General features: G+C 67.8%; 29 protein-coding genes and 1 tRNA gene. 12 read left to right on the plus strand and 18 right to left on the minus strand.

The genetic code is table 11. The annotated features are described in order from the left end of the window. Nucleotides 1-10 precede the first annotated feature (10 nt). Nucleotides 11-736 (minus strand): hypothetical protein, encoded by a 726-nt coding sequence (locus tag A7U43_RS10930; protein ID WP_067994683.1) that lies wholly within the window; start codon nt 734-736, stop codon nt 11-13. 86 nt (nt 737-822) lie between these two features. Between A7U43_RS10930 and A7U43_RS10935 the strand changes: the two genes are divergently transcribed. Then, nucleotides 823-905: transfer RNA gene (locus tag A7U43_RS10935), tRNA-Leu, on the plus strand. A gap of 47 nt (nt 906-952) precedes the next feature. Here the strand turns inward: A7U43_RS10935 and A7U43_RS10940 are convergent. Continuing rightward, nucleotides 953-1177, minus strand: coding sequence for a hypothetical protein (locus A7U43_RS10940; RefSeq protein WP_067994686.1), 225 nt, complete (start codon nt 1175-1177; stop codon nt 953-955). Nucleotides 1178-1348: 171 nt separating this feature from the next. Here A7U43_RS10940 and A7U43_RS10945 point away from each other — a divergent pair, with 171 nt between their 5' ends. Continuing rightward, nucleotides 1349-2557 (plus strand): ammonium transporter, encoded by a 1209-nt coding sequence (locus A7U43_RS10945; protein ID WP_068002429.1) that lies wholly within the window; start codon nt 1349-1351, stop codon nt 2555-2557. Between the two features lie 4 nt (nt 2558-2561). Here the strand turns inward: A7U43_RS10945 and A7U43_RS30325 are convergent, their stop codons facing one another. The 8 genes from A7U43_RS30325 to A7U43_RS10985 all read right to left on the minus strand — a co-directional run bounded on the left by A7U43_RS30325 (nt 2562) and on the right by A7U43_RS10985 (nt 10959). Continuing rightward, entirely contained in the window at nt 2562-2963 is a 402-nt protein-coding gene (locus A7U43_RS30325) for a DUF4333 domain-containing protein (RefSeq protein WP_082902091.1), read from the minus strand. A 258-nt stretch (nt 2964-3221) separates the two neighbouring features. Then, nucleotides 3222-4664, minus strand: coding sequence for a serine/threonine-protein kinase (locus A7U43_RS10955; RefSeq protein WP_067994690.1), 1443 nt, complete (start codon nt 4662-4664; stop codon nt 3222-3224). Next, on the minus strand, nt 4661-6109 hold the full coding sequence (locus tag A7U43_RS10960) for a neutral zinc metallopeptidase (RefSeq protein WP_067994692.1): 1449 nt from the start codon (nt 6107-6109) through the stop codon (nt 4661-4663). The genes A7U43_RS10955 and A7U43_RS10960 overlap by 4 nt, the downstream gene beginning before the upstream one ends. 52 nt (nt 6110-6161) lie before the next feature. Beyond that, nucleotides 6162-6662: a DUF4333 domain-containing protein gene (locus A7U43_RS10965; protein WP_067994695.1), complete on the minus strand. Its 501-nt coding sequence runs from the start codon at nt 6660-6662 to the stop codon at nt 6162-6164. Nucleotides 6663-6714: 52 nt separating this feature from the next. After that, nucleotides 6715-7734, minus strand: coding sequence for an acyl-CoA dehydrogenase family protein (locus A7U43_RS10970; RefSeq protein WP_067994698.1), 1020 nt, complete (start codon nt 7732-7734; stop codon nt 6715-6717). Next, the gene (locus A7U43_RS10975; RefSeq protein ID WP_067994700.1) at nt 7734-8903 is read right to left on the minus strand and encodes an acyl-CoA dehydrogenase family protein; all 1170 of its coding nucleotides are present in this window, start codon (nt 8901-8903) and stop codon (nt 7734-7736) included. Before A7U43_RS10975 ends, A7U43_RS10970 begins: the two co-directional genes overlap by 1 nt. Then, nucleotides 8900-9820, minus strand: a complete 921-nt coding sequence (locus A7U43_RS10980; protein WP_067994702.1) for an acyl-CoA dehydrogenase family protein — start codon at nt 9818-9820, stop codon at nt 8900-8902. Before A7U43_RS10980 ends, A7U43_RS10975 begins: the two co-directional genes overlap by 4 nt. After that, nucleotides 9817-10959, minus strand: a complete 1143-nt coding sequence (locus A7U43_RS10985; protein WP_067994707.1) for an acyl-CoA dehydrogenase family protein — start codon at nt 10957-10959, stop codon at nt 9817-9819. Before A7U43_RS10985 ends, A7U43_RS10980 begins: the two co-directional genes overlap by 4 nt. Before the next feature lie 48 nt (nt 10960-11007). Between A7U43_RS10985 and A7U43_RS10990 the strand changes: the two genes are divergently transcribed. Then, nucleotides 11008-11775: a FadR/GntR family transcriptional regulator gene (locus tag A7U43_RS10990; RefSeq protein WP_067994709.1), complete on the plus strand. Its 768-nt coding sequence runs from the start codon at nt 11008-11010 to the stop codon at nt 11773-11775. Nucleotides 11776-11789: 14 nt separating this feature from the next. Then, nucleotides 11790-12476 (plus strand): SDR family NAD(P)-dependent oxidoreductase, encoded by a 687-nt coding sequence (locus A7U43_RS10995; protein ID WP_067994713.1) that lies wholly within the window; start codon nt 11790-11792, stop codon nt 12474-12476. A gap of 29 nt (nt 12477-12505) precedes the next feature. Here the strand turns inward: A7U43_RS10995 and A7U43_RS11000 are convergent, their stop codons facing one another. Further along, entirely contained in the window at nt 12506-13084 is a 579-nt protein-coding gene (locus tag A7U43_RS11000) for a TetR/AcrR family transcriptional regulator (protein ID WP_067994716.1), read from the minus strand. Nucleotides 13085-13253: 169 nt separating this feature from the next. On the opposite strand from A7U43_RS11000, the gene A7U43_RS11005 reads away from it, so the two are divergent. After that, nucleotides 13254-13517: a hypothetical protein gene (locus A7U43_RS11005; protein ID WP_067994719.1), complete on the plus strand. Its 264-nt coding sequence runs from the start codon at nt 13254-13256 to the stop codon at nt 13515-13517. A gap of 31 nt (nt 13518-13548) precedes the next feature. Here the strand turns inward: A7U43_RS11005 and A7U43_RS11010 are convergent, their stop codons facing one another. Genes A7U43_RS11010 through A7U43_RS11025 form a run of 4 tightly spaced genes read right to left on the minus strand, consistent with a single transcriptional unit; the run spans nt 13549 to nt 17142 of the window. Next, the gene (locus tag A7U43_RS11010; protein WP_197499999.1) at nt 13549-14466 is read right to left on the minus strand and encodes a DUF1295 domain-containing protein; all 918 of its coding nucleotides are present in this window, start codon (nt 14464-14466) and stop codon (nt 13549-13551) included. Between the two features lie 26 nt (nt 14467-14492). Next, entirely contained in the window at nt 14493-14795 is a 303-nt protein-coding gene (locus A7U43_RS11015; RefSeq protein ID WP_067994721.1) for a hypothetical protein, read from the minus strand. Then, nucleotides 14792-16294, minus strand: coding sequence for a class I adenylate-forming enzyme family protein (locus A7U43_RS11020; RefSeq protein ID WP_067994724.1), 1503 nt, complete (start codon nt 16292-16294; stop codon nt 14792-14794). The genes A7U43_RS11015 and A7U43_RS11020 overlap by 4 nt, the downstream gene beginning before the upstream one ends. Next, a complete protein-coding gene (locus A7U43_RS11025; RefSeq protein WP_067994727.1) occupies nt 16291-17142 on the minus strand; it encodes an SDR family oxidoreductase in 852 nt (283 codons plus the stop codon). The genes A7U43_RS11020 and A7U43_RS11025 overlap by 4 nt, the downstream gene beginning before the upstream one ends. A gap of 220 nt (nt 17143-17362) precedes the next feature. Here A7U43_RS11025 and A7U43_RS11030 point away from each other — a divergent pair, with 220 nt between their 5' ends. From A7U43_RS11030 to A7U43_RS11045, 4 genes are all read left to right on the plus strand, one after another. Further along, the gene (locus A7U43_RS11030) at nt 17363-18952 is read left to right on the plus strand and encodes a methylmalonyl-CoA mutase family protein (protein ID WP_068002440.1); all 1590 of its coding nucleotides are present in this window, start codon (nt 17363-17365) and stop codon (nt 18950-18952) included. Nucleotide 18953: 1 nt separating this feature from the next. Next, nucleotides 18954-19361, plus strand: a complete 408-nt coding sequence (locus tag A7U43_RS11035; protein WP_067994731.1) for a cobalamin B12-binding domain-containing protein — start codon at nt 18954-18956, stop codon at nt 19359-19361. Then, nucleotides 19358-20314, plus strand: coding sequence for a TIGR03564 family F420-dependent LLM class oxidoreductase (locus tag A7U43_RS11040; RefSeq protein ID WP_067994733.1), 957 nt, complete (start codon nt 19358-19360; stop codon nt 20312-20314). Before A7U43_RS11035 ends, A7U43_RS11040 begins: the two co-directional genes overlap by 4 nt. Nucleotides 20315-20387: 73 nt before the next feature. Further along, complete coding sequence (locus A7U43_RS11045; RefSeq protein ID WP_068002441.1) at nt 20388-21380, plus strand: CaiB/BaiF CoA transferase family protein; 993 nt, start codon at nt 20388-20390, stop codon at nt 21378-21380. Here the strand turns inward: A7U43_RS11045 and A7U43_RS11050 are convergent. Continuing rightward, nucleotides 21368-21664: a 2Fe-2S iron-sulfur cluster-binding protein gene (locus A7U43_RS11050; RefSeq protein WP_067994735.1), complete on the minus strand. Its 297-nt coding sequence runs from the start codon at nt 21662-21664 to the stop codon at nt 21368-21370. The genes A7U43_RS11045 and A7U43_RS11050 overlap by 13 nt on opposite strands. Before the next feature lie 72 nt (nt 21665-21736). Between A7U43_RS11050 and A7U43_RS11055 the strand changes: the two genes are divergently transcribed. Continuing rightward, nucleotides 21737-23098, plus strand: a complete 1362-nt coding sequence (locus tag A7U43_RS11055; RefSeq protein ID WP_156525889.1) for a class I adenylate-forming enzyme family protein — start codon at nt 21737-21739, stop codon at nt 23096-23098. 65 nt (nt 23099-23163) lie between these two features. Here A7U43_RS11055 and A7U43_RS11060 read toward each other — a convergent pair whose 3' ends face one another. Continuing rightward, nucleotides 23164-23901: an SDR family NAD(P)-dependent oxidoreductase gene (locus tag A7U43_RS11060; protein ID WP_067994740.1), complete on the minus strand. Its 738-nt coding sequence runs from the start codon at nt 23899-23901 to the stop codon at nt 23164-23166. Next, nucleotides 23898-24662: an SDR family NAD(P)-dependent oxidoreductase gene (locus A7U43_RS11065; protein WP_067994743.1), complete on the minus strand. Its 765-nt coding sequence runs from the start codon at nt 24660-24662 to the stop codon at nt 23898-23900. The genes A7U43_RS11060 and A7U43_RS11065 overlap by 4 nt, the downstream gene beginning before the upstream one ends. Before the next feature lie 76 nt (nt 24663-24738). Here A7U43_RS11065 and A7U43_RS11070 point away from each other — a divergent pair, with 76 nt between their 5' ends. Then, nucleotides 24739-25875: a thiolase family protein gene (locus A7U43_RS11070; protein WP_067994746.1), complete on the plus strand. Its 1137-nt coding sequence runs from the start codon at nt 24739-24741 to the stop codon at nt 25873-25875. An 11-nt stretch (nt 25876-25886) separates the two neighbouring features. Continuing rightward, on the plus strand, nt 25887-26765 hold the full coding sequence (locus A7U43_RS11075; RefSeq protein WP_067994749.1) for an ArgK/MeaB family GTPase: 879 nt from the start codon (nt 25887-25889) through the stop codon (nt 26763-26765). Nucleotides 26766-26777: the final 12 nt, after the last annotated feature.

The raw sequence follows: 26777 nt of genomic DNA on the forward strand, positions 1-26777 counted from the left end.
GCCCGCCGATTCAGGCCTTTGGGCCGACGAACTCATCGAGACGTGCGGTGGCGGCTTTGCGGTAGACCGCGATCATGTAGCGGCTGTTCTGGGTCCACGGGATGCCCAGTGCGTCGAGAGCCGCGCAGAACAGCTTGCGGATGTCAGCGGAGTGGTTGGTGAAGTGGTAGCGGACGCTGGCGACCCCGCGGTCGTTGGCCACCACCCGACAACCGTCGCTGTGGATGAGGCCGCGGACGAACTCCTCGGTGGCGGCGTCGACGTGTGCTTGTTGCCAGGGCTGCAGGACGATCGGGCGGAGGTGCTTGGGGCCGGCTCCGTGTTGCGGAAACAGGCAGGGCCAGTGTTTGGAGAAGAGCGACACGTCGACGCAACCGGTCTTTCGGGGCAGTACCGCCGCGTGTTGGCCGAGCATGATCTTGTCGATCGCGGTACAGCAGCTTTCGATGATTCCGGGGTATTTCTTGTCGAGCGTCACCCGGAGTCGCCACACGGAGCGACACCGGCTGATGTATCCGTCGCCGAGGTACATCCCCAAGAGATAGCTGTACGCATCCGACGGCAGCAGGCTGTAGTCGTGGCCGCTACAGCTGTCGCGAGGTGTGATCGAACTGGGGTTGTTCCGCCAACCGCAGACGGTGCGCCGGGGTATCCCCGTCTGTCGCGCGATCGCACAATCGTTCAATCCGGCGGCAATCAGCGCGCGCACAGTATTGAAATCTTCGATCGAGCGCATAGGGCCTCCTGCCGCCTGAAGCCGACGTTAGTTCGGCCCACCGACAACCAGATACGCGCAGCGAGGCGGTAGTCTGAACCCCGCTTGCGGGCGTGATGGAACGGCAGACATGCCGGCTTTAGGTGCCGGTGCTCGGAAGAGCGTGAGGGTTCGAATCCCTCCGCCCGCACAACGAAAGACTTCCGAGTCTGCTGCTTGCCCTAAGTAGGGCGGTTCTCACCCCGCGGCCGGCGGCGTCCCCCAGCACTCGACCACCGCACCGGTATGCCGCAGCATCACATAGCGGTAGCCCTTTTCCCGAGCCTCGCCCGACCGCTCGGCGTACTCGGCGCGGGCGCCCTCTTCGTCACCCTGATAGACCTCGGTCGGCACCGGGGGCACTCCCGTGTTTCCCGGGTCGTCGATCTCGCCGATCTGCACGGTCCATGAATTGTCAGCCATCGCCTTCAGGTACCCGATATAGGCCCGGCGAACGCCAGGTCGCCGCTGCGCGTGAAATGCGGCAGCGGGTCGGCACCGCTGTGTCATAGTCGTCCGGGCGTTTTGCGATACGAAGGAGTACCCGTGCAGATCGATCCGGCCGCCACGGCCTGGCTGCTTGTCAGCACCGCAATGGTCTTGTTGATGACCCCGGGACTGGCCATCTTCTACGGCGGCATGGTGCGCTCGTCCGGCGTACTCAACATGATCATGATGAGCTTCATCGCCATCCCGGTCGTCACCGTGACCTGGGTGATCGCCGGCTACAGCCTGGCCTTCGGCCCGGACGCCGGGGGCGGACTGATCGGCGGACTGCAACACATCGGGTTGTCCGGTATCGACCTGGATGCGGTCCGCTCGAACGTGCCCGAACTCCTGTTCGTCACCTTCCAGCTGGCCTTCGCGATCCTGACCGCCGCCCTGGTCAGCGGCGCCATCGCCGACCGTGCCAAATTCTCGTCCTGGGTGTTGTTCGTGGCCGCCTGGACCCTGCTGGTGTACTCGCCGGTGGCGCACTGGGTCTGGGGCCCCGGCGGCTGGCTCTCAAGCTTCGGCGCGCTGGATTACGCGGGCGGGCTGGTCGTCGAAATCGTCTCCGGAGCATCGGCTTTGGCGCTTGCCCTGGTGCTCGGGCCGCGCATCGGGTTCAAGTCCGACGCGATGCGTCCGCACAATCTGCCGTTCGTGCTGCTCGGTGTCGGCCTGCTGTGGTTCGGCTGGTTCGGATTCAACGCCGGGTCGGCGTTCGCCGTCGACGGCAAGGCCGCGGTCATCTTCCTGAACACCCTGTTGGCCGGATGTCTCGGCATGCTCGGCTGGCTGGCCGTGGAGCGGTTCCGGGACGGTCACCCGACCACCTTCGGCGCGGCGTCCGGCGTGGTGGCCGGGCTGGTCGCCATCACCCCCTCGTGCGGGTTCGTCTCTCCGCTCGGCGCCATCGTCGTCGGAATCGCCGCCGGGGTGGTCTGCTCATTTGCCATCGGCTGGAAGTTCAAGGCCGGCTACGACGATTCGCTCGACGTGGTCGGCGTGCACTTCGTCGGTGGTGTGGTGGGCACCTTCCTCATCGGATTGCTCGCCGCGGAGATGGTGTCGGGCGGGCCGCAGGGCCTGTTCTACGGCGGCGGGATCACCCAGGTGGGTAAGCAGACGCTCGCGATCGCGGTGGTCGCCGTGTTTGCGTTCGCGGTGTCGTTCGCGCTCGCCAAGATCATCGACATGGCGGTCGGGTTCCGGGTCACCCGTGAGGACGAACTGTCCGGCATCGACTTCACCCAGCACGCCGAGACCGCCTACGCCGAGGGAGTGCACGGGACACCGCACAAGCGTCCCGGCGCCTGATCTCTCAGCGTGGGCCGTCGACCGCGAATGTGCCCTTGTCGTCCTGGAATTCGACGTACACGTGGCGCACCGTGCCGTCGATCTCCACGGCACAGGTGAAGCTTGCGCCCTTGGTCGCCGACGGGTCCTTGCCGTCATTGCAGCGCAGCGCGCTGATGCTGTTGGTGCCGTAACCGTTGATCGGGTCGGTCAGGATCTCACGAACCCCGGCCTCGGCCTGCGCGAGCGGGATGACGGTCGTGTCACGGAACAGCAACTGCCACACGCCAAGGGCGACGACCACCAGCGCGACGGCGACCCCGGCGCCGATGAACACGGTGCGCCGATCGGGCCCGGATCGTGTGGGTGCCGCGCGGTGTGGCGTCGGTGCGCCCGGGGGCAGGGTGTAGCGATTGGGGTCGATCACGACCGGCGGGCGTTGCGGTTGAGCCGGGTGCCGGGGCGGCGGGGGTACGCGTTGCGCCGGCGGTGGATATCCCGGCGCGACCGGATACGGCGGGCGGGGCGGCGGGTATTGCTGTGGAGCAGGCGGATACGCCTGACGGGGTGGCGGCGGGGCGCCATGTCGGGGCCCGCCACGCTGTGGCTCGCCCGGTGTCGGCGCGCCACCCGGGCGGGCCCACCACGGCTGCGGCGAGGGATCAGGGGGGCGGGTCATGATCGCTCACAGTGTGGACGCATACTGCTCCATCCGCTCGGTGTAGACCTCGCCGTCGGCAGTCACGATGGTCAGGGTGGTGGCCCGGATCTGGTAGCGCGTGCCGTCATTGGGGTTGACGACATCGAAGCCGTCGCCGGTGGGCTGTGCGCCGGCCAATTCGATACCGGCGTTGTCACTCAGGCGGACACCGCGATACAGCAGGGCGCCCGAGCTGGTCTGGCAGATCACCAGCGCGGACTGACTGGTGAGACCGAGGGCGACCGGGGTCTGGCCGGAGTCGCATCGAGCGCCCGGGTGATCGCGGAAACCCTGGGCATCGGAACCGGGTAGACCGGCGCGCGGGATCTGCGCTGTGGTGCTCACCCGCCGTGTCGTCGGGGTGCGCACACTCGATGTCGCGTCGAGCTGTGCGGCGGCGGTCGACGGCGTGCCGGCGCTGGTGGGGTCCGGGGCGTCCAGGGCGAGCCAGGCCAGCGTGCCGAGAGCGATGAGGGCGAGCGCGCCGGTCAGGCCGAGGACCACGGAGGTGCGGGGTCGACTCCGCGGCTGCGATTTTGCCGAAAGATGCTGTGGTGGTATCGGTTTGATGGCCGTCGGGGCCGCGGCTGCTGCGGCCGGGGTGGCGGTGGCCGCGGCGGTGGTGGCGTGTGCCAACGCGCCCGCCGACGGGCACCGGTGCGCCGGGTCCTTGGCCAAGCCCCAGGTCACCACATCATCGAATGCCGGGTGGATATCGGGTCGCAGCGCACTCGGGCGCGGCGGCGGTGCCGTCAGGTGAGCGCTCATCAGTCGGGTCAGGTCACCGGTGGGAAACGGTGGCGCTCCGGTGAGCAGTTCGTAGAGCAGACAGGCCAGCGAGTAGACATCCGCCGGTGGCCCCACGGTGCCGTCGGTGAAGCGTTCGGGGGCCATGTAGGCGCATGACCCGATCGCCGAGCCCGCACTGGTCAGACCGCTGTCACCGCCGGCCCTGGCGATACCGAAATCGACCAGGTACGCGAAGTCGTCTCCGGTGAGGAGCACGTTCTCGGGCTTCACGTCGCGGTGCGTCAGGCCATTGTGGTGTGCGGCATCGAGTGCCGCGCCCACCTGCGAGATGATCGCGGCCACGCGGCCGGGGCCCAATGGTCCCTGCTGGGCCAGTACATCTTTCAGTGTCAGGCCATCCACCAGTCGCATGTCGATATAGAGCACACCGTCGATCTCGCCGAAGTCGTGCACCGGGATGATGTGCGGTTCGTGCAGCTGGGCGGCCACCCGGGACTCGCGCCGGAACCGCTCCCGGAAACCCGGGTCGACGGCCAGCTCGGGTCGCAGCAGCTTCAGCGCCACCACCCTGCCCTTGGTGGTGTCGCGGGCGCGGTACACCTCACCCATACCGCCGACACCCATCAGCGCCTGCAGCTGGTAGGGGCCGAACATCTGGCCGACCCGGGGCACGGTCATGCCGAGAACCTTTGGTAGCACTGCTCGGGGTCACCGGACAGCCCGGCCCGGTAGGCCAGGATCCTGGTGAAGCCGGCCGTGGCCGTGACGCCGTTGACATCGCTGGCGGCCAGGCCGTTGGTGAGCAGCCCGGAGATCGCCTCGTCGGTATCACCGGCGGACAGTGTCAACGGGCTTCCCGGTTCGGCCATCCGACCCTGCGCCACCCCCGTGAGGCAGGCGGTGCGCAGCGCCGTCACCGGAGATTCCAGCGCAATGCCCCGTTCCCGTTGCACGGCAAGCGCATAGCGGGAGGTGACAATCGACAGAGCGGTGTTGTCGCCCTGCAGCAGCACACCCTGCTCCTCGGATTTCGGGGTGCCCAGTTCCTGCAGTGCAGGCAGATTGACGTTGATCGTGTTGGTCGCGGGACAGTACGCCGCCGGCGATATGGATTCCGCGTCCGGGCAACTGGCCATCTCCAGGTTGAGCGCCGGAGGGCTGCCAGGGGAATAGACGCCGCCGAGTGTGGTCATCAGGTTGTCCAGCAGGTCGGCATCGATGACGCTGTCTCCGGCGGCCGGATCACCATAGGAGTCGTAGGACAGGAACTTCGGCAGGTCGCCCTGGCGCTCGATGATCTCGTCCATATCGATGGCCGCACATTGATCGGCGTTCCCGCTGAATCCGATCTGGAAAGCACTGATCCGGTCGAGTGCGGATCCGTGCGCATCCCCGGTGAGGATCGCCTCCTCCTGCGTCATCAACGGGTCACGGATGTAGATCGCACCGGCCAGAACGTGATTGAGGCCATCGCCGGTGCTCAACGTGAATCGCGGCGACTTCCCGGCGGCCACCCAGTGCAGATAGACGCCGGCGAAGCAATCCGCCTGCTGTTCCTTGACCAGCACCGGGGTGGACTTCTCCACCAGGTGCGCCTTGGCCTGCACGGCGTGGCCGTATTCGTGGGCCATCACGCCGACGACGCCCATCTCACCGAAGTACTGCGCCGCCCCGGGGATGAATTCGCCGCGATCCCAGGCCATCACATCGGCGCCATAGCAGTAGAAGGCGTTCGACAATTCGAAGAGATCGTTGCCGCAGACCTGCGGGGTGTTCGGATCGGCGGCGTCGTAGGACACCAACGAGGCCACCGGCGAGAAGGTGCCCGTCAGCGCGCCGTTCCAGTTCTCCGACCAGAACTGCTCCAGATCGTCGATCGCACTCAGGGCGAGCCGATCCACCGGGCCGCCATCGCTGTTCTGCGCGGTGCGGGTCGGTGCGGGCGCGTCCGGGCGGGGTCCGCTGGGGCCGTCGCTGGCGGGCAGCCCACCCGCGCGGGAGGGGTCCCAGAGCATCGACACGGCACGGCCGTCGAGCACGGTGGTGCCACAGCCGGTGAGCAGCAGCGCGACCGTGAGTGCCACGCTGAGCCACCCGGCGCGGCGTCCGGCCCGTCGGTGCATGCCGACAGGCTAACAAGACGTGGGTATCCAGTCGTGTCGCAGTGAATTGCCGCTATTGCGGCTGCTGGTCGACCCGGATATCGAAGGTCACCCCTCCGCGGTGGACGGTCGTCACGGTCACGCCGTAGGTCTGACCTGAATCCCTCAGTTCGCAGCGCAGCGTGGCGCCGCTGTCGGCGCTGAGGTCGCCCGGACAGCTCACCCATTCCGGGGCCCGTCCGATCTGCCGGTTGACCTGGTCGGCAATCTGTTCGGTGACGGTCTTCTCGGCGATGCGCTGCTGGATGTGCAGCTCGATCCGGTCGCCCTCGGCCCCGCCCACGGTCACACTGACCCGGCGCTGCTGCCCGCCATCGGCCAGCGTGCAGTCCAGGCTGGCACCGACGGTTGCCGTCAGGTCACCGGGGCAGCTGACCGAATCCGGGGGTGCGCCCGACTGTTGGGTGACCTTTTCGACGATCTGGTCCTGCAGTTGCTCCCTGGTGAGGTTCCTATCGGTCGGCACCGAACACGAGATCAGCGCCGCCGCGGTGAGCAGGAGCGGCGCGAGCATCGACCCCCGAGGCATAGCAGCACGATGGCACATGTTGCAGCGGTCGGCAGCGTTATCGCAGGCGGGCCGCCAGTGCGCGTCGGTGCGCGGTCGGCGACCCGAACAGCGACCGGTTCAGCGTCGCCCGTTTGAGATAGACGTGAACCCCGCTCTCCCAGGTGTAGCCGATACCGCCGTGCAGCTGCATCGCCTTGCCCGCGACCGCGACCGCGGTGTCGGAAGCGTAGGCCTTGGCCATGGACGCCGCGGCGGTCGCGTCGGAATCCGCGGCCACCGCGTCGACGGCGGTCTCGACGAGACTGCGGGTCACCCGGATCTGCACCAGCATGTCCGCGCAGGCGTGTTTGACCGCCTGGAACGACCCGATGGGACGGCCGAACTGGTGGCGTATCCGGACATAGTCGACGGTGGCGGCCAGCATGGCCTCGGCAAGCCCCAGGCAGTCTGCGGCGACGGTCACGGTGGCGCGGTTCAGCAGCTGCTGCGTTGCCGGGAACGGCCAGACCTGGCTGGGTTGGGCCGCATCCGCGGTGACCGACGCAAGCCGACGGCTGCCGTCGAGTGTCGGGCGAGGCGTGACGGTCAGCCCCGACGTGTCCGACTCGATATCGACGAGTACCGGCCGCCCCGAGGAATCGAGGGTCGGGATCAGCAGGCGGGTGGCCTCAGTGGCGTCCGGCACGAAATCGGCTGTGCCATTGAGCCCGTTCGCCGCGAGCGTGAACCCGATATCGGCGCGTTCCCCGGTGCTGAGCACGGCGACGGGTAACTCCGTGCCCTCGGCGGCGCCGACCAGTGCATGATCGCGCGCGGTGTCCGGGGGTAATGCGAGCAGCGCGCCGATGCCGAGGCTGCCCCCGAGGTGGCTGGTGCGGGCAGCGGCCCGCCCGAGTTCCTCGCCCACGACCGCGGTTTCGGCGAATGACACCCCGGCCCCGCCGAGTGACTCGGTGATCTCCAGACCCGGCCAGCCCGCCTGGGCGATCACCGTCCATTCCGGCTGTCCGGCAGCCAGCAGGCTCCTGGCCACTGAACGCAGTTCGGCGTGCAGGTCGGCGAACTCGCGTGTCATCATGCTCCCGCCGGTTCACGGGGCAGTCCCAGTCCGCGCTCACCGATGATGGTGCGCTGGATTTCGCTGGCACCGCCCGGGATGGTCCATTCCCAGGATCCGATGAAGTCGAGCACCCAGGCGCCGGACTCCCAACCGCTGGATATCGGCTTGGCCAGCACGGTGTGCCCGGCCAGCCCGCTGATCTCGGCACCGAAGTCGGTGAGCCGTTGCAGCAGTTCGCTGTAGAACAACTTGACCACCGAGGCGTCGGCCGGGCCGTCGCTTCGCCCCTCGACAAGCTCGCGGCACAGCCCGCGCAACCCGGTGATCTCGATCTCGAACTGCGCAAGCCGGTCTGCCACCAGCGAATCGGTGAGCACACCGGCGCGTTCGCATTCGGCGACCAGCCAGCGGAAGCCGGCATTGCCGAGTCGCTCGGCAAGCTCGAGCATGGTCATTCCCCGCTCGGCGCCGAGTGTCTCCTGGGCGACCTGCCAACCCTTGTTCTCGGGGCCCACCAGATTCGCAGCGGGTATCCGCACATCGTTGAGGAACACCTCGCAGAAATGCGATTCGCCGGTGGCCTGTCTGATCGGACGCACCTCGATCCCCGGTGATGTCATGTCCATCAGGAAATACGAGATGCCGTGCCGTTTCTTGGCGTCCGGATCGGTGCGGGCCAGCAGCAGGCACCAGTCGGCGTGGAGGCCGCCGCTGGCCCAGACCTTCTGGCCGTTGACCACGAATTCGTCACCCGCGCGCCGCGCGGTGGTGCGCAACGCGGCGAGATCGGAGCCGGCTTCGGGCTCGGAGAAGCCCTGCACCCAGATTTCGCCGTCGAGAATTGCCGGGAGGTGCCGGCGGCGCTGGTCCTCGGTGCCCGCGGCCAGCAACGTCGAGGCGGCATGGTGGATGCCGACGAAGGCGAGCACCAGCCGCGGCGCGTCGTGTGCGGCCAGTTCGGAGTACAGCACGATCTGTTCGGCCACCGACATGCCGCCGCCCCACTCGGGCGGCCAGTGCGGCACCGCGAACCCCGCGCTGTGCAACTCGGCGAACCAGGACTTCTGGAAGCGCACGTACTCGTCATCGCTCACGCCGGTCTGGGCGGCGCGCCAATCGGTGGGCACGTGCTCGGCGCACCAACGCCGGACGTGTTCGCGGAAAGCATCGATGTCCTCAGTCATGTTGCGTCGCTGTACAGTCCGGCCAGGCCGCGGCTGCCCAACAGATCCGTCAGGTGCGCGCGCGTCGCCGAGAGCCCCAGCGGCAGGCGCCGCAACGGCTGGCTGTAGCGCGACAGCCAGGACAGCACGGTCTCGTCACAGAATCCGACGGCGCCATGCAACTGATGCGCCACCCGGAACACCACCTCGGCGGCCTCCAATGCGGCCAGCCGCAGGGCGAGCGCGTCGGCGAGGGCATCGGGCCCGGTGACGGTGGACAGCGCGTAGCGGGCCAGCATCTCCAGGCCGCTGCGCTCCACCTCGGCATCGGTGAGCTGAAACTGCACACTCTGGAACCCCGCCAGCGGCTGGCCGAACTGCTGTCGCAGCGTGACGTGCGCGATGGTGAGTTCCATGGCTCGGTCCAGCATGCCGAGCAGCGTCCAGCAGGGCAGCACGAGCGCCAGGGCGACGTCTGCGGCACCTGCATCGTCGAGAGCATCGAGCCGCAGCGAGGTGACGAAGGCGGTCCGGGTGCCCGAGGTGCCCGCTACGTGTGCCCGCCGCCCGTCCAATGTGACTGTTGTCCAACGCCCGTCGACACCGGCGATGGTCGCGGCCGGGGCGGGGCCTGCGACGACGATGAGCCCGTCGGAGTCGATGTCGCCTGCTCGGGACAACCGCTCGGCCACCGGGTAGGGCAGGCCCCAGTAGCCCGTACTGCGGCACAGCGCGGCGGCGGCCTCGGCCGAATCGGTGTCACCGCGCGGTTCCAGGTCCCAGGCGCCCAGCTCGTCGAGTACCGGGGCGACGAGCGACTCCCTGGTGGCGGGATCGGCCTCGGCGCGCTGAAGCAGGGCATCACCGCCGGCGGATTCGAAGGCGCGCAGCGCCTGTGCGCCGTACTCCCGGGCCTCCGGGCTCAGGTCGATGTTCACGATGCCGCCAACAGGGTGCGGGCCAGCAGGATGCGTTGCATCTCGATACTGCCGGAGGACACCGTCGAGGGCTGTGAGTAGCGCCAGTGGTCCTCCACCTCGGCGGTGAAGATCCGCGAAACCCCTTCGGGCAGTGCGGCGATGATCTCCATCAGCACCTCGGCGCTGTCCTGGTCGAGCCGGGTGACCGCAATGCGGTATGCCGCCGAATCGGTCGGGCGCACCTGCCCCTCGGCCTGCAGCGCGACCAGGCGGTAGGCCATCAGCCGGGCGCGCCGGCAGTGGGTGAGCATCCGGGCCCACCGGCCGCGCAACTCCTCGGGCAGGTCGGACCAGTACTCGCCGAGGGCTTCCGGGGCGAGTTGTAGCAGCCGCTCGCAGCGCGCGTAGCGGGCGATGCCGACCCGCTCGAACGCGAGCACGCTCTGCACCACCGTCCAGCCGTCGTCGACGGTGCCGAGCACATCGGCGTCGGTGACCCGCAGGTCGTCGAAGAACACCTCGTTGAGGTGGTGCGGGCCCATCATGGTCTGGATGGGGCGCACGGTGATCGCCGGATCCGACATGGGCACCAGGAAGATCGTCAGGCCTCTTTGCTTCTTGTCGTGCCTGGAGGTCCGGGCCAGCAGGAAGCACCACTGCGCCATCGTCGCGTAGGACGTCCAGATCTTCTGTCCGTTGATCACCCAGCCGTTTCCGTCGCGCACCGCCGAGGTCCGCAGCGATGCCAGGTCCGAACCCGCCTCCGGCTCGGAGAACCCCTGGCACCAGATCACGTCGCCGGCCGCGATCGGTGGCAGGTGTCGGGCCTGCTGCTCCGCGGTGCCGTGGCGCATGATGATCGGGCCGACCCAGTTGACGCCCATGTACTGCGCGCCGCGGGGTTCGTGGTGCGCCCACATCTCCTCGCGTACCACGGTCTGTTCCCACGGGGATGCGGCCTGTCCGCCGAATTCGGTGGGCCAGGACATGCACAGCAGCCCGCGCTCGGCGAGCAGCCGGCAGAAGGCCTGGGCCACCTCGAGATCATCCGGATTGTCGGTGAAGGCGCCCAGATAGTCCTCGGCGATATGCGCTTTCACCAGACTGCGCAACTCCCTGCGCAGTGCGGCGGCGTCCGGCCCCATGTCGAAGTCCACGTTCGCGATCGTAGGCAATCCTTATAAGGATTGCTAGTATTGTTTTCCATGCGCACCCCGCAACACCGCATCGCCGAGACCGTCGCGAGTGAGCTGCGGGACCGGATCCTGGCCGGCGCCGACCGGTTGCCGACCCAGGACCAGCTGGTCACCGAGTTCGGTGTCAGCTATCCGTCGGTGCGTGAGGCGCTGCGCATCCTGGAGACCGAGGGGTTGGTGACGGTGCGCCGCGGCAGCGTCGGCGGCGCCGAAGTGCACCGGCCCGACGAATCGTCGGCGGCCTACCATCTCGGTCTGGCGCTGCAGGGGTCTGCCGTGTCGCTCGGTGATCTGGCGGCCGGGCTGCAGCTGCTCGAACCGCTGTGTGTGGCCGAGGTGGCACGTCGTGCGGATCGGCTCAAGACGGTGGTGCCGGTCCTCACCCGCAATGTCGACGCATCCGCGCAGGCCGTCGCCGATGGCGCCGCCTTCACCCGCATCGCACGTGAATTCCATGATCTGGTCGTCGAATACACCCCGAATGCCACCGTGCGGTACGTGGTGGGCAGCCTGGTCGCGCTGTGGTCGGCGCAGGAGGAGAAGTGGGCCGACTATGTCGTCACGCGCGGCGAGTACCCGTCACCGGCGCAGGCGCGCGGCGCCGTGCGCACCCACCGCAGGCTGGTCGACGTGATCGCGGCGGGTAACGCATCCGAGGCTGAACGCGTCGCGCGCAAGCACCTGGCCGCCACCCAGGCCGTGCTGCTCGAACGCTTCACCGATGACGTCGTCCGGGCGGCGCGTGGCGCAAAACCACACGGACGCCGCACCTGCTGACCTAGGTTCTGCCCATGGCAGCAGTGGTGGTCACCGGGGCGGCATCGGGTATCGGTCGGGCCAGCGCGCAGGCGCTGGTCGCCGACGGGCGGCAAGTCGTCTTATGGGATCTCGCGCCCGAGGTCACCGCGGTGGCCGCCGATCTGGGGATGCCCGGTGCCGTCGTCGACGTCACGGACACCGCGGCGACGGCGGCGGCGATCCAGAGGCTCGACGGGGTCGACGGCCTGGTGCATGCCGCGGGTCGGGTGATCCCGGAACCGGTGGGCGCCTACACCGTGGAATCCTGGGATGCGGTGCTCGATGTGAACCTGCGTGCGCAGGCGATGCTGGTGCAGCAGCTGTTGCCGCAACTGGAGGCCAGCGCCCGTGCCGGTGGTACGCCCGCGGTCGTCGGCATCTCGAGTATCGAAGGGCTGACGGCCAATCCGTTCATCCCGGCCTACTGCGCGTCCAAGGCCGGGCTGCTCGGACTGACCCGGTCGATGGCCGCTCAGCTCGGCCCGTCCGGCATCCGCATCAACGCCGTGTGCCGAGGCTTCATCCGCACCCCGATGCTGCAGATCGCGCTGGACGTCGACGAGGTCCGCGAGAGTTTCGTGGCTGCCGCACCGCTGGGCCGTATCGGCGACCCCGAGGAGGTGGCCGCGGCGGTGGCGTTCCTGATGTCACCGAAGGCGTCGTTCATCACCGGCACCTAACTGGTGGTCGACGGGGGAGTGACCAGCCGTCACGCCTGAGGCAGGTCGAGAATCCGGCGGGTGACCTTGAGGATCTGAGTGCGCAGGGTGTCATCGTCGACATCGGTGACCAGCGGGTGCATCACCGCCGCGCTGAGCGCGCCGGACATGACCGCCGCATTGACCCGGGCTTCGACACCGACGCCGCCGCCGAGCAGCACCTGGTATAGCCGTTCGATGAATCGCGCGAAGGGTTGGTGCTCGGCCAGCAGGCGCACCACCACCGGGTCGAACTGCAGGACCCCGGTGAGCTGGCGGCGGCTGACCGCCATGTCGACGACACGGTTGAGCAGCACGTCGCGGGCGGTCACCTGGTCGGGCTCTTCCTCGGCGGCGTCCAGGGCGTCCTGCAGCGCGGCGAGCTCGGTCTCGGCGACCGCGATCACGACGTCGTCCTTGCTCTTGAATTGGTGGTAGACAGCGGCTTTCGTGACTCCGATGGCATCGGCGATCATCTGCAGGGAGGTGCCGCTGACACCGTGCGCGCCGAACAGGTCCAGGGCGGCGGTGATGACGCGGGTCTGTGCGGCGCTGTAGGCGGTCGGCGTCAGTCTGCCCTCGGTGCTCACGCGGCCAGCGTAGCCGGTCGGCTAGGTCGGTCGGCGTGGCTTGGGACCGATCGGATGGCGCGGATCACACGGTCGCGTGCGTTTGGTTGGCCCGTGGAAGCGGTACTTATTTCGAGTTCAGGTTGCAACGAGGCAACCGCTCGTAGGTGCTCAGAAAGAGGATCGCGTCATGAATGTCAAGAAGTTGATCGCCGGAGCCGCCATCGCCGGTGGCCTTTTGGCCGGCCCGATCGCCTTGGCGGGCTCCGCATTCGCCGAACCCGCCCCGATGCCGCCCGTCCCGCCGGCCGGTCCCAGCGTGGGCACCGCACCGGCGTGGGCGCCGCCGAAGCCCATGGACCCGGCCTGGGCGCAGGGCAACCCGCAGGTCTGGGATGCCGGCTGGAACCATTGGGGCGTCTGGATCAACAACGTGTTCGTTCCCACCTACTGACCGCCGCTGCGAGCGCGCGTCCCGCTCAGTGTCACACCGAGCGGGACGCGCGCTCGCGGCTTGGGGGCTTCTCGCGTTTCGGGGGCCAGGGCACGAACCGCGAGACCCGGTCCACCACATCCTGGTAGGCGGGACGGCGTGCCAAACTGCGTTCTTCCATCATCGGGATACTCGCCCCGAGGAACATCGCCAAGATGGCGAGCGCGCCGAGGATCAGCCACCACCAATCAGCCGGCGCCGCCGCAATACCGAAGAGGGCCAGCGCCGACCAAAAGCTGAACTCCCCGAAGTAGTTCGGGTGCCGCGACCAACTCCACAACCCACGATCCATGGCCGCACCGCTGCGGCGCTCCGCGACGAATCGATGCATCTGCACATCGGCGACGAGCTCCAGCGCCACCGCGGCCAGCCCCACCACGAAGGCGATCCAGGTCAACCACACCAGTCCTGGACCCGGCCGAGTCACCGCGACGTACACCGGCACCATGGCCAGGAAGACCTGCAGTGTCGGGATCAGATGGATGGCCACCAGGTCGGCCAGGATCTCGAAGCGGCCGGCGCGCTGCTTGAACATCGGGTAGCGCCAGTCCTCGTGGTGCAGACCCGGGAACGCGTAGACCCAGTTCGCGGTCAACCGGATCGCCCACAACATCACCACGACGGTGATGAGCCAGACGCGCAGCAGGTCGACATCGGTACTGCGATACCACCAGTAGAACAACAGCAGCGGTGGGATGACGCTCCAATAGGCGTCGTAGAAGCTGGAATTCCGGTACGCCCGGCTGAAGACGAAGATCGTCACCGTTGCCAGCAGATCGGCGATCAGGGTGTCGAGCCAGAGTCGGTCGGTGCTGGGGCCCAGCCACAGCCACGCCACCGCCACCGCGACGGCGACCACGTAGGCCGCGGTCACCACCCCGAGAGAGCGCGACTTGCTGATGGTCGTCATCTCCGGAGCTTAGCCAGGCTTGAGAACTAGTCGCTGGCGGGCAGCGGCTTGGCCTCCTTGATCGCCAACGGGGTGCTGCCGATGCTGAGCGTGCCCGCACCGGCCTTGGTCACCAGGATTTCCGCACCGCTGTCGTCGACATAGCGCTTGCCCATCAGGTTGCCGTCGGACAATGCGGGATCCAGCGTGAGCCCCGCATCGGGGGTGTCGCCGACCGGGATCAGCGGCGCGCCGCCGGCGCGCAGGTCGTCGAGGCCCTCGGAGGCGCGCACCACAATGATCTGGGTGTCGCACACCTGGCTCTGCAGGCGGGTGCCGTTCTTGATCATGCGGGCTCCTTTGCGTTCAGTTCGCTGACGAGTTCACGGCGCAGCACCTTGCCGGTCGCGTTGGTGGGCAACTCGTCGCGGAAAACCACCCGGTCCGGGGTGCGGGATCCGCGCAGCTGCGCGCGGACGAAATCCCTGAGTTCCTCCGGTTGCGGTTCGGCACCGGCCGCGGGGACCACGACCGCGACGATGATCTGGCCCCACTCCGGGTCCTCGGGGCCCACCACCGCGCAGTCACGCACATCCGGGTGTTCGACGAGCACATCTTCGATCTCGGCGGGCGCGATGTTCTCGCCGCCGCGGATGATGGTGTCATCGGATCGTCCACCGATGTAGAGGTAGCCGTCCTCGTCGAGGGTGGCCACATCCTTGGTGGGAAACCAGCCGTGGGCGTCGAGCACCGAACCGATACCGGTGTAGCGGCCGGACACCTGCTCGCCGCGCACGAACAGTTCCCCGGTTTCGCCTGGGCCCAGGACGGTTCCGTCCTCGGCGCGGATCTGCACCTCGATGCTGGGCACCGGCTGGCCGACCGAGCCGAGCCGCTTGGCGACGGCCTCGTCGTCCGAGCCCAGGGCGACCCGATGATCGTCGGGGGTGAGCACCGCGATCGTCGAACTCGTCTCGGTGAGGCCGTAGGCGTTGACGAAGCCGACCGCGGGCAGCAGTTCAAGTGCCTTGCGCACCAAGGGAAGTGCCACCTTGGATCCGCCATAGGCAAGGGTGCGCAGGGTGGGCAGGGCAGCGTTCTGAGCTTCCAACACGGTGACGATGCGATCCAGCATGGTCGGTACCACGGTGGCCGAGGTGACGCCCTCGGCCGCGACCAGGCGCACCCACTCACGGGCATCGAACTGGGTCAGGTACACCATCTTTCGCCCGGCATACAGGTTGGACAGGGCAGCCGAGACCCCGGCGATGTGATAGGGCGGCACGCAGATCAACGCGGCATCATCGGGCTCGGCCGACCCGAACTCCACCGTGCCGGTGATGTAGCTGGTCAGGTTGTTGTGGGTGAGCTCAACGGCTTTCGGCGCCGATGTGGTGCCCGAGGTGAACAGCACCACGCCGACCGAGTCGGGATCGGGGAACGCCATGTCCTCCGGTGCTGGGTGCTCGTGGCGGGCCGCAGCGAGGAACTCCGCGGACCCGATCACCCGGAATCCGTCGCCGACGGCGTCGCGGTACTCGTCGTCGACCACGACCAGCGGATCGGGCAACCGGGAGATGAGGGCGCGCAGTCCGTCGCTGCTCAGCCGGTAGTTCAACGGGGTCACCGGCACACCGGCCCGCGCCGAGGCGAACAACAGCAGGGGGAGCAGGGCGCCGCCCGCGCCGACATAGGCGACATGCTGGGCGCCCGCGGCGGTGACCACGGCAGCGCCCCCGTCGGCGAGGGCGCTCAAGTCGCCGGTGGTCAACCTCAGGTCGCCCGATACCACCGCGGTGCGGTCCGGGTCGGTCGAGGATGCCATCTCCAGCAGCAGCGAGATACTCATGATTTGTCGTTCATTTTCTTGTCTACGAAGATATCCCAGATGGGGTCGTCGCCACCGCCGTACCGGGACAGGTCGGTGATTCCCGCGGCGGCCAGGACATCGGCGTCGATGTAGGTCTGGCCGTTGGCGTCCTTGGCCGGTCCGATGAGGATCTGCGTCGCGGCGTCGGCCATGATCTCCGGGCTGCGCGACGACGATGCCAGGTGATCGCCGTCGGCGAGGTTCGTCACCGCCGAGGTCGCGATATAGGTCTGCGGCCACAGGCAGCTGAACCCGATACCGGAGTCCTGATACTCCTCGGCCCAGCCCAACGAGAGCAGCGTCATGCCGTACTTGGACACCGTGTAGACGGGGTGCGCGCCCAGCCAGTGCGGGTTGAGGTTCAGCGGCGGCGCCAACGTGATCACGTGGGCGTTCGCAGATTTCCGCAGGTGCGGCAGCGCGGCCTTGGTCAGCAGGAACGTGCCGCGCACATTGATGTCCATCATCAGATCGAACTTCTTGGCCGCCAGCGCCTCGGTGGGCTCGGTGGCGATGGCGCTGGCGTTGTTGATGACGATGTCGACGCCGCCAAAGGTCTGCACTGCGGTGTCGATGGCCCGCTGGACGTCGTCCTCCTTGCGGACATCGCCGACAACGGCCACCGCCTTGGCGCCGACGGCCTCCACATCGGCCACCGCGGTGTGCACGGTTCCCGGCAGCTTCGGGTGGGGTTCGGCAGTCTTGGCCAACAGCACCACATTGGCGCCCTGCTTGGCGGCGCCTAGGGCGATGGCCAGCCCGATACCGCGGCTGCCGCCGGACACCACCAGGGTGCGATCGGCAAGCGGACGTTGCTCGCTGGACATACTGACTCCTCGGACGGAAGGGGTCTTGCTACCCCTGATGGTATTGGCATTCTCATTTTCAGCAAGTGTCATAATCGCTCATGTGCTGGGATGACGTGCCGCCGGGGTGCTGTCGGGGCGTGGCCGATACGGGCTTGCGGGCGGCTGGCAGGCCGTCACGGTGCATGTTTTCAGCCAGCGGTATTGGCATTCTCATTTTGAGCAAGTACGTTATCCAATGATGAACGACCAATCCGACTCCCCGGTAGTCACGCCCTCTGGGATCCCGCTGGCCCCGGTATACGGCCCCGCCGATCGCGCGGCAGATCCGCCCGCGCCCGGCGAGTATCCGTTCACCCGCGGCAACTTCGCCTCCGGCTACCGCGGCAAGACCTGGACATTCCGGCAGTACTCGGGCTTCGGCACCGCCGAAGAGTCCAATGCGCGCTACCGGTACCTGCTCGACCAGGGCGGCACCGGTCTCTCGGTGGCATTGGATCTGCCGACGCAGTGCGGATACGACTCCGACGATCCCGAGTACGGCGAGGAAGTCGGCCGGGTGGGCGTCGCGGTGGACACCCTCGCCGATGCCGAGATCCTGTTCGACGGCATCCCGCTGGACAAGATCAGTACCAGCTTCACCATCAACGGCACCGCCGCGATCCTGCTGGCCTTCTATGTTGCCGCCGCGGAGAAGAAGGGTGTGCCGCGACGGATGCTGACCGGCACCATTCAGAACGACATCCTCAAGGAGTACGCGTCGCGGGGAACCTGGATCTGGCCGCCCGAGCCGTCGCTGCGGCTGATCGCGGACACCATCGAGTTCTGCGCCGCCGAAGTTCCGCGGTTCAACGCGATCTCGGTGGCCGGCGCGCACTTCCGCGACGCCGGCGCCAACGCCGTACAGGAGATGGCTTTCACACTGGCCGACGGCGTCACCTATTGCGACACCGTCGTCGAGCGCGGCCGCATGACCATCGACAAGTTCGCCCCGCAGATCTCGTTCTTCTTCTACACCCACGGCGACTTCTTCGAGGAGATCGCCAAATACCGCGCCGGCCGACGGCGCTGGGCCACCATCGTGCGTGAGCGATACGGCGCCACCACCGACAAGGCCGCGATGTTCCGGTTCGGCTGCGTATCCGGGGGAGCGTCCCTGTACGCACCACAGGCCCAGAACAACCTGGTGCGCGTCGCCTATGAGGCGCTGGCCTCGGTGCTCGGTGGTGTGCAGTCGATGTTCACCGCCGCCTGGGATGAGCCGTTCGCACTGCCGTCCGAGGAATCGGCGACGCTGGCACTGCGCACCCAACAGATCCTGGCCTACGAGACCGGTGTCACGAAAGTGGCCGACCCGCTGGGTGGTTCGTACTTCGTCGAGGCGCTCACCGACGCCACCGAGGCGAAGATCGTCGAGATCATGCACGACCTTGAGCAGCACGGCGGCATGGTGCGCTGCATCGAGGACGGGTACCTGCAGGGTCTGATCGCCGACGAGGCGTTCAAGATCCACAACGAGGTGGAGTCGGGTCAACGGCCGGTGGTCGGAGTGAACAAGTTCGTCGTCGACGAACCGGCACCGGATCTGGCCACCTACGAACTCGACGCCGAGGGGCGCGACAAGCAACTCGCGCGACTGGCGAAGGTCAAGGCCGACCGTGATGACGTCGCGGTCAAAGAGGCGCTTGCTGCGCTGTCACGCGCGGCCGAGGGAGATGACAACCTGATGCACAAGCTGATCGATTGCGCAGGCGCCTACTGCACGGTCGGGGAGATGGTCTCGGCGCTCAAGGCAGTGTGGGGCGAGTTCGTGCAACCGGTGGTGTTCTGACATGGCGACACGAGTGCTGGTCGCCAAGCCCGGTCTGGACGGTCACGATCGCGGTGCCAAGATCGTCGCCCGCACCTTGCGCGATGCCGGTTTCGAGGTCATCTACACCGGCATCCGGCAGCGCATCGAGGACATCGTGTCCATCGCCCTGCAGGAAGACGTTGCCCTGGTCGGCCTTTCGATTCTGTCCGGGGCGCACGTGGCGATGACCAAGCGCACCGTCGACGCGTTGCGCGCCGCCGATGCCGGTGACATCGCCGTCGTGGTGGGCGGGACCATCCCGGAATCGGACGTGCAGAAACTGCTCGACGCCGGTGCGGCCGCGGTGTTCCCGACCGGTACCGCGCTGGAGACCCTGGTGACCGAGGTGCGGGCGCTGACGGAGAAGGCAGGGGAACACGCATCATGAGACTGGGCGTGATGATCGGGGCCGAGCGCGGCGACATGTCCCGCAAGGTCAAAAAGCTGGTCTCCGATATCGAGTGGGCCGACTCGGCCGGTCTGGCCACCGCATGGATGCCGCAGGTGCCCGACGATTTCGACCTGCTGACCATGGTGTCGCTGATGGCCTCGCACAGCACCCGCATCGAACTGGGCACCGCGGTGGTGCCGCTGCAGGCTCAGCATCCCATTGCACTGGCGCGCCAGGCACTCTCGGTGCACGCCATCTCGAATGGTCGACTGGCCCTGGGGGTGGGACCGTCGCACCATTGGATCATCCGGGACATGCTCGGGTTGCCCTATGACAAGCCCGCCGCCTACACCCGCGACTATCTGCAGGTGTTCAACGCGGCCATCGCGGGACCCGGTCCGGTCGACGTGGAGAACGATCACTTCACCGTGCACAACCCCACCGCGCTGGCCGCCGAGTCGCCGATGCCGGTGCTGGTGGCCGCGCTCGGCCCGGTGATGCTGCAGATCGCCGGTGAGCACGCCGACGGGACATCGCTGTGGATGGCCGACGAGAAGGCCATCGGCGAGCACATCGCTCCCAAGATCAACAAGGCGGCGGCCGGGGCAGGCAAGCCCGCGCCCCGCATCGTGGCCGGCATCCCGGTGACGCTGTGCGCGAACTCCGAGATCGACTCGGCGAAGGATCGCGCCAACCGGATCCTGGCCGAGGCCGAGACCTCGCCGAACTATCAGCGACTGCTCGACCGTGGCGATGCCCGCACCGTCGGTGATCTGTGTGCCGCGGGAGACGAGGAGTCGATCCTCAAGCGGTTCAAAGCCTTCGCCGATGCCGGCGTCACGGATCTGTCGGTACGGCTACTGCCGATCGGGGACACCCGTGACGAGTTGATCGCGTCCAAGTACCGGACCCGTGAGGTGATCGCCGAGCTCGCCAAGCAGGTCCGATGAGCGCTTGCTCGAAGAGAAGAGTGCGACAGTGACGGGTCCGCTATCCGGCATCCGGATCATCGAGGTCGGTGTCATGCTGGCCGGTCCGTACGCCACCATGCTGCTCGCCGATCTCGGCGCCGAGGTCATCAAGGTGGAACCGCCCGGCGGTGAGATCTCCCGGCAGGTCAGCGACAGCTATTTCGCCAGCCTCAACCGCAACAAGCGCAGCGTGTGCCTGGATCTGCGCTCGGCCGAGGGGCAGACCAAACTCGGCGAGCTGGTGTCGGATTCGCATGCGCTGCTGGTCAACATGAAACCGTCGGCGATCAAGAAGCTCGGGCTGACCTATCAGCATCTGCGCCGGCACAACGAGCAGATCGTGTGTGTCGCGCTCACCGGATACGGCCTGCACGGCGGCGACGACCCGGCCTTCGACTATGTCATCCAGGCCGCGACCGGGGTGGCGGCAATGACCGGTGATCCCGACGGTCCGCCGACACTGCCCGGATACTCGGCGGCGGACAACTCGACCGGGCTGACGGCCGCACTGGGGCTGCTGGCGCAGATCGTCTCCGGGCGGGGCGGGCAGGTGGACGTGTGCCTGCGCGACGTGATGCTCTCGCAGCTGAACTACCGGGCCGCGGCGTACCTCAACGACGGTACCGCCCCGAAACGGTATCCCTTCGGGGCGCACTCCTATTACGTTCCCGCGCAGCTCTTCCCGACTGCCGACGGCTATCTGGCCTTGTTCATCACCCACGACGGGTTTTGGAGGTCGTTCGCGGCTGAGGCGGGGGTGACCGGCTTCGCGACGATGGCGCAGCGGGCTGCCGCACGTGAGGACGTGCTCACCGCGGTGACCGCGGCGCTGGCCGGTGACACCGCGGTCAACTGGGAGCGGCGGCTCACACTGCTGGGTATTCCGGCCGCCGCGGTGCGGTCATTGCCCGAGGCGCTGGAAGCCACTCCGGATCTGGTGGTGCAGGCCGGCGATTTCCGGCTGGTGGCCAGCCCGATCAAGATCGACGGCTTCGCCCCGGAGTATCGGCCCGCGCCGGTCTTCCAGGCGGCTCAGTCGTCGTAATTCACCGTCAGCGGGCCCGGATCCGGGATCGCCTGGCACGTCAGCACATAACCCTCTTCGACCTCGTCGTCGTCGAGCGCGTCATTGACCTTCATGGTCGCGCTGCCCTCGCTGAGTTTGGCGATGCAGGTGCCGCAGTTGCCGGCCTCGCAGGCGAACGGGGGTGTCAAGCCGGCGCGGCGGGCGGTCTCCAGTAGCGTGTCCCCGGCGACCGGCAGGATGGTGGTGCGGGCACCGTCGAGCAGGATCGTCACTTCGTCGGCGGGCACTGGTTCGGCCGTCATCAAACTCTCCTGGGCGTCGGATTCTGACAAATGGAGAATAACATTCTCCATTACGGATAAGATAACCGATTGATGGCTGCAGTGAACGAACCGGTCCTTGCGTTCGGGGTCCGCCAGTACAGCATGGCAGAGCTGGACGCGCTGTCCGATGGGATGGCCGCGGTGCTGGCCGCGCGGGGCGTGACAGCCGGTGATCGGGTGGCGTTGATGTCGTCGAATCGGCCCGAGTTCGTCGTTGCCCTGCGGGCGATCTGGCGGCTCGGCGCTGCCGTGGTGCTGATGAGCCCGAGTTGGAAACCAGCCGAGGTGGCCCACGCGCTGGACCTGACGGCGCCGGTGCTGGGGGTCGGCGACGCCGCGGTGCTGGCCGATCTTCTGCCGATGCTGCACCTGGACGAGTCGATCGCCCCGGCCCACCGTGAATGGCCGCCGGTCCCACCCGGTGCCGATGCCCTGTTCGTGTTCAGCTCCGGAACCACCGGACTGCCCAAGGCCGTGCGGCACTCGCATGCAGGTTTCGCCACCGCGGTGCGGCACTGGCGGAGCGCGCTGGGCCTCACGGCCGATGACCGCATGCAGATCATGACGCCGCCCTCGCACATTCTCGGGCTGCTCAACATCGCCACCGTCCTGGACACCGGGGCCTGGATGCGGCTACATCCGCGCTTCGATGTCGACCGCATGCTGTCGCATATCCAAGACGACCGGATCACCATCGAAATGGCCGTTGCGCCCATCGCTTTGGCCATCGCCGCGCACCCGCGCCTGGAGAGCTTCGACCTGTCTTCCCTGCACTACATCATGTGGTGCGCCACACCGGTGACCAAGAGTGTCGCCGACACCGTGACCGAGAGGATCGGTGTGCCGTGGGTGTCGGCCTACGGTGCCAGCGAGCTGCCGGTGATCGCCTGTTGCCCCACCGGTGACGCGCGGTTGGACACCGTGGGTAAACCGGTACCCGGGGTGAGCGTACGCATTGCCGAGAGCGGCGAGATTCAGGTGCGCTCGGACTCGGTGATGGTCGGCTACCTGCCCGACGACGCCACGGCCGACGCATTCGACGATGGCTGGTACCGCACCGGAGACATCGGTGAACTGGACAGCGGCGGCTGGCTGCGAATCACCGACCGGCTCAAGGAGATGATCAAGGTCCGCGGATTCCAGGTCGCGCCGGCCGAGGTGGAGGCGATTCTGCACGGGCACCCGGCGGTGCAGGACTGTGCGGTTTTCGGCGTCCCCGACGGCGTCAACGGCGAGGCGGTCGTCGCGGCGGTGACGACCGGAAAGCCGGTGAGCGAAACGGAATTGATCGCTCTGGTGGGCGAGCGACTGTCCTCCTACAAACGCCCGAGCCGGGTGGTGTTCGTCGATGCCATTCCGCGGTTGCCGTCGGGCAAGGTCTTGCGGCGGGTGCTGCGCGACGGGTATCGCTGACCCGCCGAACGGCCACTTATCGCACGCTTCTCCGTGAAATGTCTGTGATAAGTGGACACTCGGCGTCAGATGGCGAGCTCCTCGGAGCGCTGCACGGTGCCGGTGATCCCGCCGGCGTCCTGCCCGGCCAGCAGCACCGCGGCCCGCCCCATTGCCTCGGGAGGTTCGACCATCTCGGGTGGAATCTCGATCCCCCCGCCGCCGGCCCGCCACCCCTCGGTGAGTACCACCCGGGATGGGCTCAGGCAGTTCACCGCGATGTTGTCACCGCGTAGGTCATCGGCCAGGCCGAGGTAGAGCCGCTCGGCGGCGGCCTTGGACACCCAGTACGCGTTGGCGCCCGCCATCCCGACCCCGGTGGTGGTGACGGCCATCAGTGAGCCGCCGCCGCGAGCGCGGACATGCGGGATGACGGCCTTGGTCACCAGGAACACCCCGGTGAGGTTCACGTCCAGGCACAGTTGCCAGCGCTTCAACGGCGTCGTCTCCACCGGGCCGAGCCACAGCACGCCGGCGTTGGCGACCAGGATGTCGATCGCGCCGAACTCCGAAACCGTCTCAGCGACGGCGTCATTGACCGATGCTTCGCTGGTGACATCGCACGCTACGGCGAGTGCGGTACCGCCCCGCGCGCGGATCGAATCGGCCACCGAACCAATGGTGCCCTCCAGAGTGCTCGGGCGTTCGGTGCGGGCTGCCACTGCGACGGAGGCGCCCGCGGACGCGAGCGACCGGGCGATGGTCGCCCCGATACCCCGGCTGGCCCCCGCGACGAATGCGGTCTTGCCGGCGAGTGAACTCACTTGGGCGGAAACCGCAGCGCCCCGTCGAGACGGATGATCTCGCCGTTGAGGTAGTCGTTCTCGATGATGCTCTGGGCCAGCTGGGCGTACTCGGTTGAGCGACCCATCCGCTTCGGGAACGGAACCTGCGGTGCCCAATACTGCTCCAACTGATCGGCGGCCTTCCCGTAGGCGGGGGTGTTGATGGTGCCGGGGGCAATGGTGTTCACGCGAATCCCCAACGGGGACAGATCGCGTGCGGCCACCAGCGTCATGCCGAGGACGCCACCCTTGGCCGCGGCGTAGGCCAGCTGGCCGATCTGCCCCTCGTAGCCGGCAATCGAGGCGGTGTTGACGATGACACCGCGGCCGCCCTCCTCCAGGGGTTCGGTGCGCCCGATGGCCGCCGCGGCCAGTCGCATCACGTTGAACACCGCCGTCAGATAGAACTTGACCGTGGTCTCGAAGCCCTCCAGGCCGTGCGGTGAACCATCCTTGCCGACCAGCCGGCCGCCCGCCGCCGGTCCACCGTGGGTGTCTACCGAGATGCGTAGTGGGGCAAGAGCTTCGGCTTCGGCGATGGCGGCGTTGACGGATTCTTCTGATGTCGCGTCGGTGCGGACGTACTTGACGCCCAGTTCGTCGGCGAGTTTTGGGCCCTTCTCGTCGGCAAGGTCGGCCACGACCACCTTCGCCCCTGCGGCATGGAGGCGGCGGACGGTCGCCTCCCCGAGGCCTCCAGCGCCACCGACGACCAGTGCGGAGCTTCCGGCGATGTCCATCTACTTCTCCTTGTTGCAACTCTTACTCTCGGGTAGAGAGAATAACATTCTCGTTTCCGTCTGAAAGGGGCAGTTAATGCCTGATGCCGTGATCGTCTCCGCGCTGCGCACACCGATCGGCACCGCCAAGAAGGGCACACTGCGCGATACCGACGCCTATCTGCTCGCCGACCATGTCGTGGCAGCGGTCGCCGCCGGACTCGGCGGCGCCCCGGTGGACGATGTCATCCTCGGCGAAGGCCTCTACGGCGGCGGTGTGATCGCCCGGCACGCAGCCGTCACCGCCGGCCTGACCTCGGTGCCCGGACTGGCCGTGAACAGGCACTGTGCGGCCGGACAGTCCGCCGTGCAGTCCGCCGCGGCGAGTATCCGGGCCGGGATGGATCAGCTGGTGATCGCCGGCGGGGTGAACTCCGCATCCACCTCACCGCGGTTCCTCCGCCAGGTGGGTTCGGAGTTTGCGCCGTGGTTCCCGCCGACCCATCCGGATCGGCCCGAGGCGCCCAACATGGACATGTCCATCACCGTCGGCTGGAACGCCGCGGTCAAGGCCGGGGTGAGCCGGGAGGAGATGGACGCCTGGGCGCTCGGCTCACACCAGAAGGCCATCGCGGCCATCGATGGGGGCCGCTTCGTAGACGAGATCGTGCCGATCGACACCCCGCACGGAGTGTTCGACACCGACGAACACCCGCGCCGGGACACCACATTGGAGAAGTTGGCCGGTCTGAAGGTGCTTCACCCCGAGATCGACGGTTTCTCGATCACCGCAGGCAATGCCTGCGGTGCCAACGACGCGTCGGCGGCACTGGCGATCGCCAGCGACCGCCTCGGGTTGCCCGCGTTGGGCCTCATCCGCGCCTGGGCGTCGGTGGGGGTGGACCCGGCGTTCACCGGACTCGCGCCGGTGGAGGCCATCACCAAGGCGTTGTCCCGGGCCAGGATGTCGCTTTCCGACGTCGACCTCTTCGAGATCAACGAGGCGTTCGCGGCGATGTGCGTCGCCACCATAAAGCTGCTCGACATCGACCCCGCCAAGGTCAACGTCAGCGGCAGCGGCTGTTCGCTCGGCCATCCGGTCGCCGCCACCGGAGCCCGGATGATCGTCACTATGGTGCACGAATTGCGCAGGCGCGGAGGCGGTGTCGGAGTGGCTGCGATGTGTGCGGGCGGCGGCATGGGTTCGGCCACGGTCATCGAGGTCGCGCCATAGAGTTTCAGGCGATGGATATCAGCGAATTGTTGGCCGCCGCCCGGGGCGGATCGATGCGGGCGGCGGGCCGGCTGCTGAGCCTGGTCGAAAGCGAGCGTCGCGACGAGCTGTTGGCGGTGCTGCCCGCGTCCCCGGTGCGCACCGTCGGGATCACCGGGCCGCCGGGCGCCGGCAAGTCGACCACCGTGGCGGTTCTCGTCTCGGCGTACCGGGCCGCCGGGCTGCGCGTCGCGGTGCTGGCCGTCGATCCGTCGTCCCCGTACAGCGGGGGTGCGCTGCTCGGCGACCGGATCCGGATGGCTGCCCACATCAACGACCCGGACGTGATGATCCGTTCGGTGGCCACCCGCGGGCATCTGGGCGGGCTGGCCGCCGCGGTGCCGGCGGCGATCCGGCTGCTGGCGGCGCTGAACTACGACATCGTGGTGCTGGAGACCGTCGGGGTCGGGCAGTCCGAGATCGAGATCGCCGCCGTCGCCGACCCGACGGTCGCCATCCTCAACCCGGGGGCCGGCGACGCGATCCAGGCCGCCAAGGCGGGACTGCTGGAGATCGCCGACATCATCGTGGTCAACAAGGCCGATCGCGACGGTGCTGAGCAGACCGCTCGCGACCTGCACATCGAGACCGGGCTGCCGATCCTCAAGATCATCGCCGCGCAGAACATCGGCATCGAGGCGCTGATCGCCGCCATCGATGACCACCACCGAGCCGACAACGACGAACGCCGTTCCATCCGGGCGCGGCTGCAGATCCTGTCACTGGCCCAGAGCGCGTTGCAGTCGCATCCCGGACTCGCTGAACTGGCCGGGCGGGTGGCCGACGGGGACCTCGACGTCTACGCGGCGACCACTCGGCTGCTCGGTGGGGCGCAGGTCAGCCCCCGATGAGAATGTGGTTTC

Source organism: Mycobacterium adipatum, from assembly GCF_001644575.1.
Classification (GTDB): Bacteria; Actinomycetota; Actinomycetes; order Mycobacteriales; family Mycobacteriaceae; genus Mycobacterium; species Mycobacterium adipatum.

Coding starts and splice junctions, on each gene's coding strand:
- A7U43_RS10930 (WP_067994683.1), bottom strand. CDS start 736: ATGCGCTCGATCGAAGATTTCAATACTGTGCGCGCGCTGATTGCCGCC.
- A7U43_RS10940 (WP_067994686.1), bottom strand. CDS start 1,177: ATGGCTGACAATTCATGGACCGTGCAGATCGGCGAGATCGACGACCCG.
- A7U43_RS10945 (WP_068002429.1), top strand. CDS start 1,349: ATGGTCTTGTTGATGACCCCGGGACTGGCCATCTTCTACGGCGGCATG.
- A7U43_RS10955 (WP_067994690.1), bottom strand. CDS start 4,664: ATGACCGTGCCCCGGGTCGGCCAGATGTTCGGCCCCTACCAGCTGCAG.
- A7U43_RS10960 (WP_067994692.1), bottom strand. CDS start 6,109: ATGCACCGACGGGCCGGACGCCGCGCCGGGTGGCTCAGCGTGGCACTC.
- A7U43_RS10965 (WP_067994695.1), bottom strand. CDS start 6,662: ATGCTCGCGCCGCTCCTGCTCACCGCGGCGGCGCTGATCTCGTGTTCG.
- A7U43_RS10970 (WP_067994698.1), bottom strand. CDS start 7,734: ATGACACGCGAGTTCGCCGACCTGCACGCCGAACTGCGTTCAGTGGCC.
- A7U43_RS10975 (WP_067994700.1), bottom strand. CDS start 8,903: ATGACTGAGGACATCGATGCTTTCCGCGAACACGTCCGGCGTTGGTGC.
- A7U43_RS10990 (WP_067994709.1), top strand. CDS start 11,008: ATGCGCACCCCGCAACACCGCATCGCCGAGACCGTCGCGAGTGAGCTG.
- A7U43_RS10995 (WP_067994713.1), top strand. CDS start 11,790: ATGGCAGCAGTGGTGGTCACCGGGGCGGCATCGGGTATCGGTCGGGCC.
- A7U43_RS11005 (WP_067994719.1), top strand. CDS start 13,254: ATGAATGTCAAGAAGTTGATCGCCGGAGCCGCCATCGCCGGTGGCCTT.
- A7U43_RS11010 (WP_197499999.1), bottom strand. CDS start 14,466: ATGACGACCATCAGCAAGTCGCGCTCTCTCGGGGTGGTGACCGCGGCC.
- A7U43_RS11015 (WP_067994721.1), bottom strand. CDS start 14,795: ATGATCAAGAACGGCACCCGCCTGCAGAGCCAGGTGTGCGACACCCAG.
- A7U43_RS11020 (WP_067994724.1), bottom strand. CDS start 16,294: ATGAGTATCTCGCTGCTGCTGGAGATGGCATCCTCGACCGACCCGGAC.
- A7U43_RS11025 (WP_067994727.1), bottom strand. CDS start 17,142: ATGTCCAGCGAGCAACGTCCGCTTGCCGATCGCACCCTGGTGGTGTCC.
- A7U43_RS11030 (WP_068002440.1), top strand. CDS start 17,363: ATGAACGACCAATCCGACTCCCCGGTAGTCACGCCCTCTGGGATCCCG.
- A7U43_RS11035 (WP_067994731.1), top strand. CDS start 18,954: ATGGCGACACGAGTGCTGGTCGCCAAGCCCGGTCTGGACGGTCACGAT.
- A7U43_RS11040 (WP_067994733.1), top strand. CDS start 19,358: ATGAGACTGGGCGTGATGATCGGGGCCGAGCGCGGCGACATGTCCCGC.
- A7U43_RS11045 (WP_068002441.1), top strand. CDS start 20,388: ATGCTGGCCGGTCCGTACGCCACCATGCTGCTCGCCGATCTCGGCGCC.
- A7U43_RS11050 (WP_067994735.1), bottom strand. CDS start 21,664: ATGACGGCCGAACCAGTGCCCGCCGACGAAGTGACGATCCTGCTCGAC.
- A7U43_RS11055 (WP_156525889.1), top strand. CDS start 21,737: ATGGCTGCAGTGAACGAACCGGTCCTTGCGTTCGGGGTCCGCCAGTAC.
- A7U43_RS11065 (WP_067994743.1), bottom strand. CDS start 24,662: ATGGACATCGCCGGAAGCTCCGCACTGGTCGTCGGTGGCGCTGGAGGC.
- A7U43_RS11070 (WP_067994746.1), top strand. CDS start 24,739: ATGCCTGATGCCGTGATCGTCTCCGCGCTGCGCACACCGATCGGCACC.
- A7U43_RS11075 (WP_067994749.1), top strand. CDS start 25,887: ATGGATATCAGCGAATTGTTGGCCGCCGCCCGGGGCGGATCGATGCGG.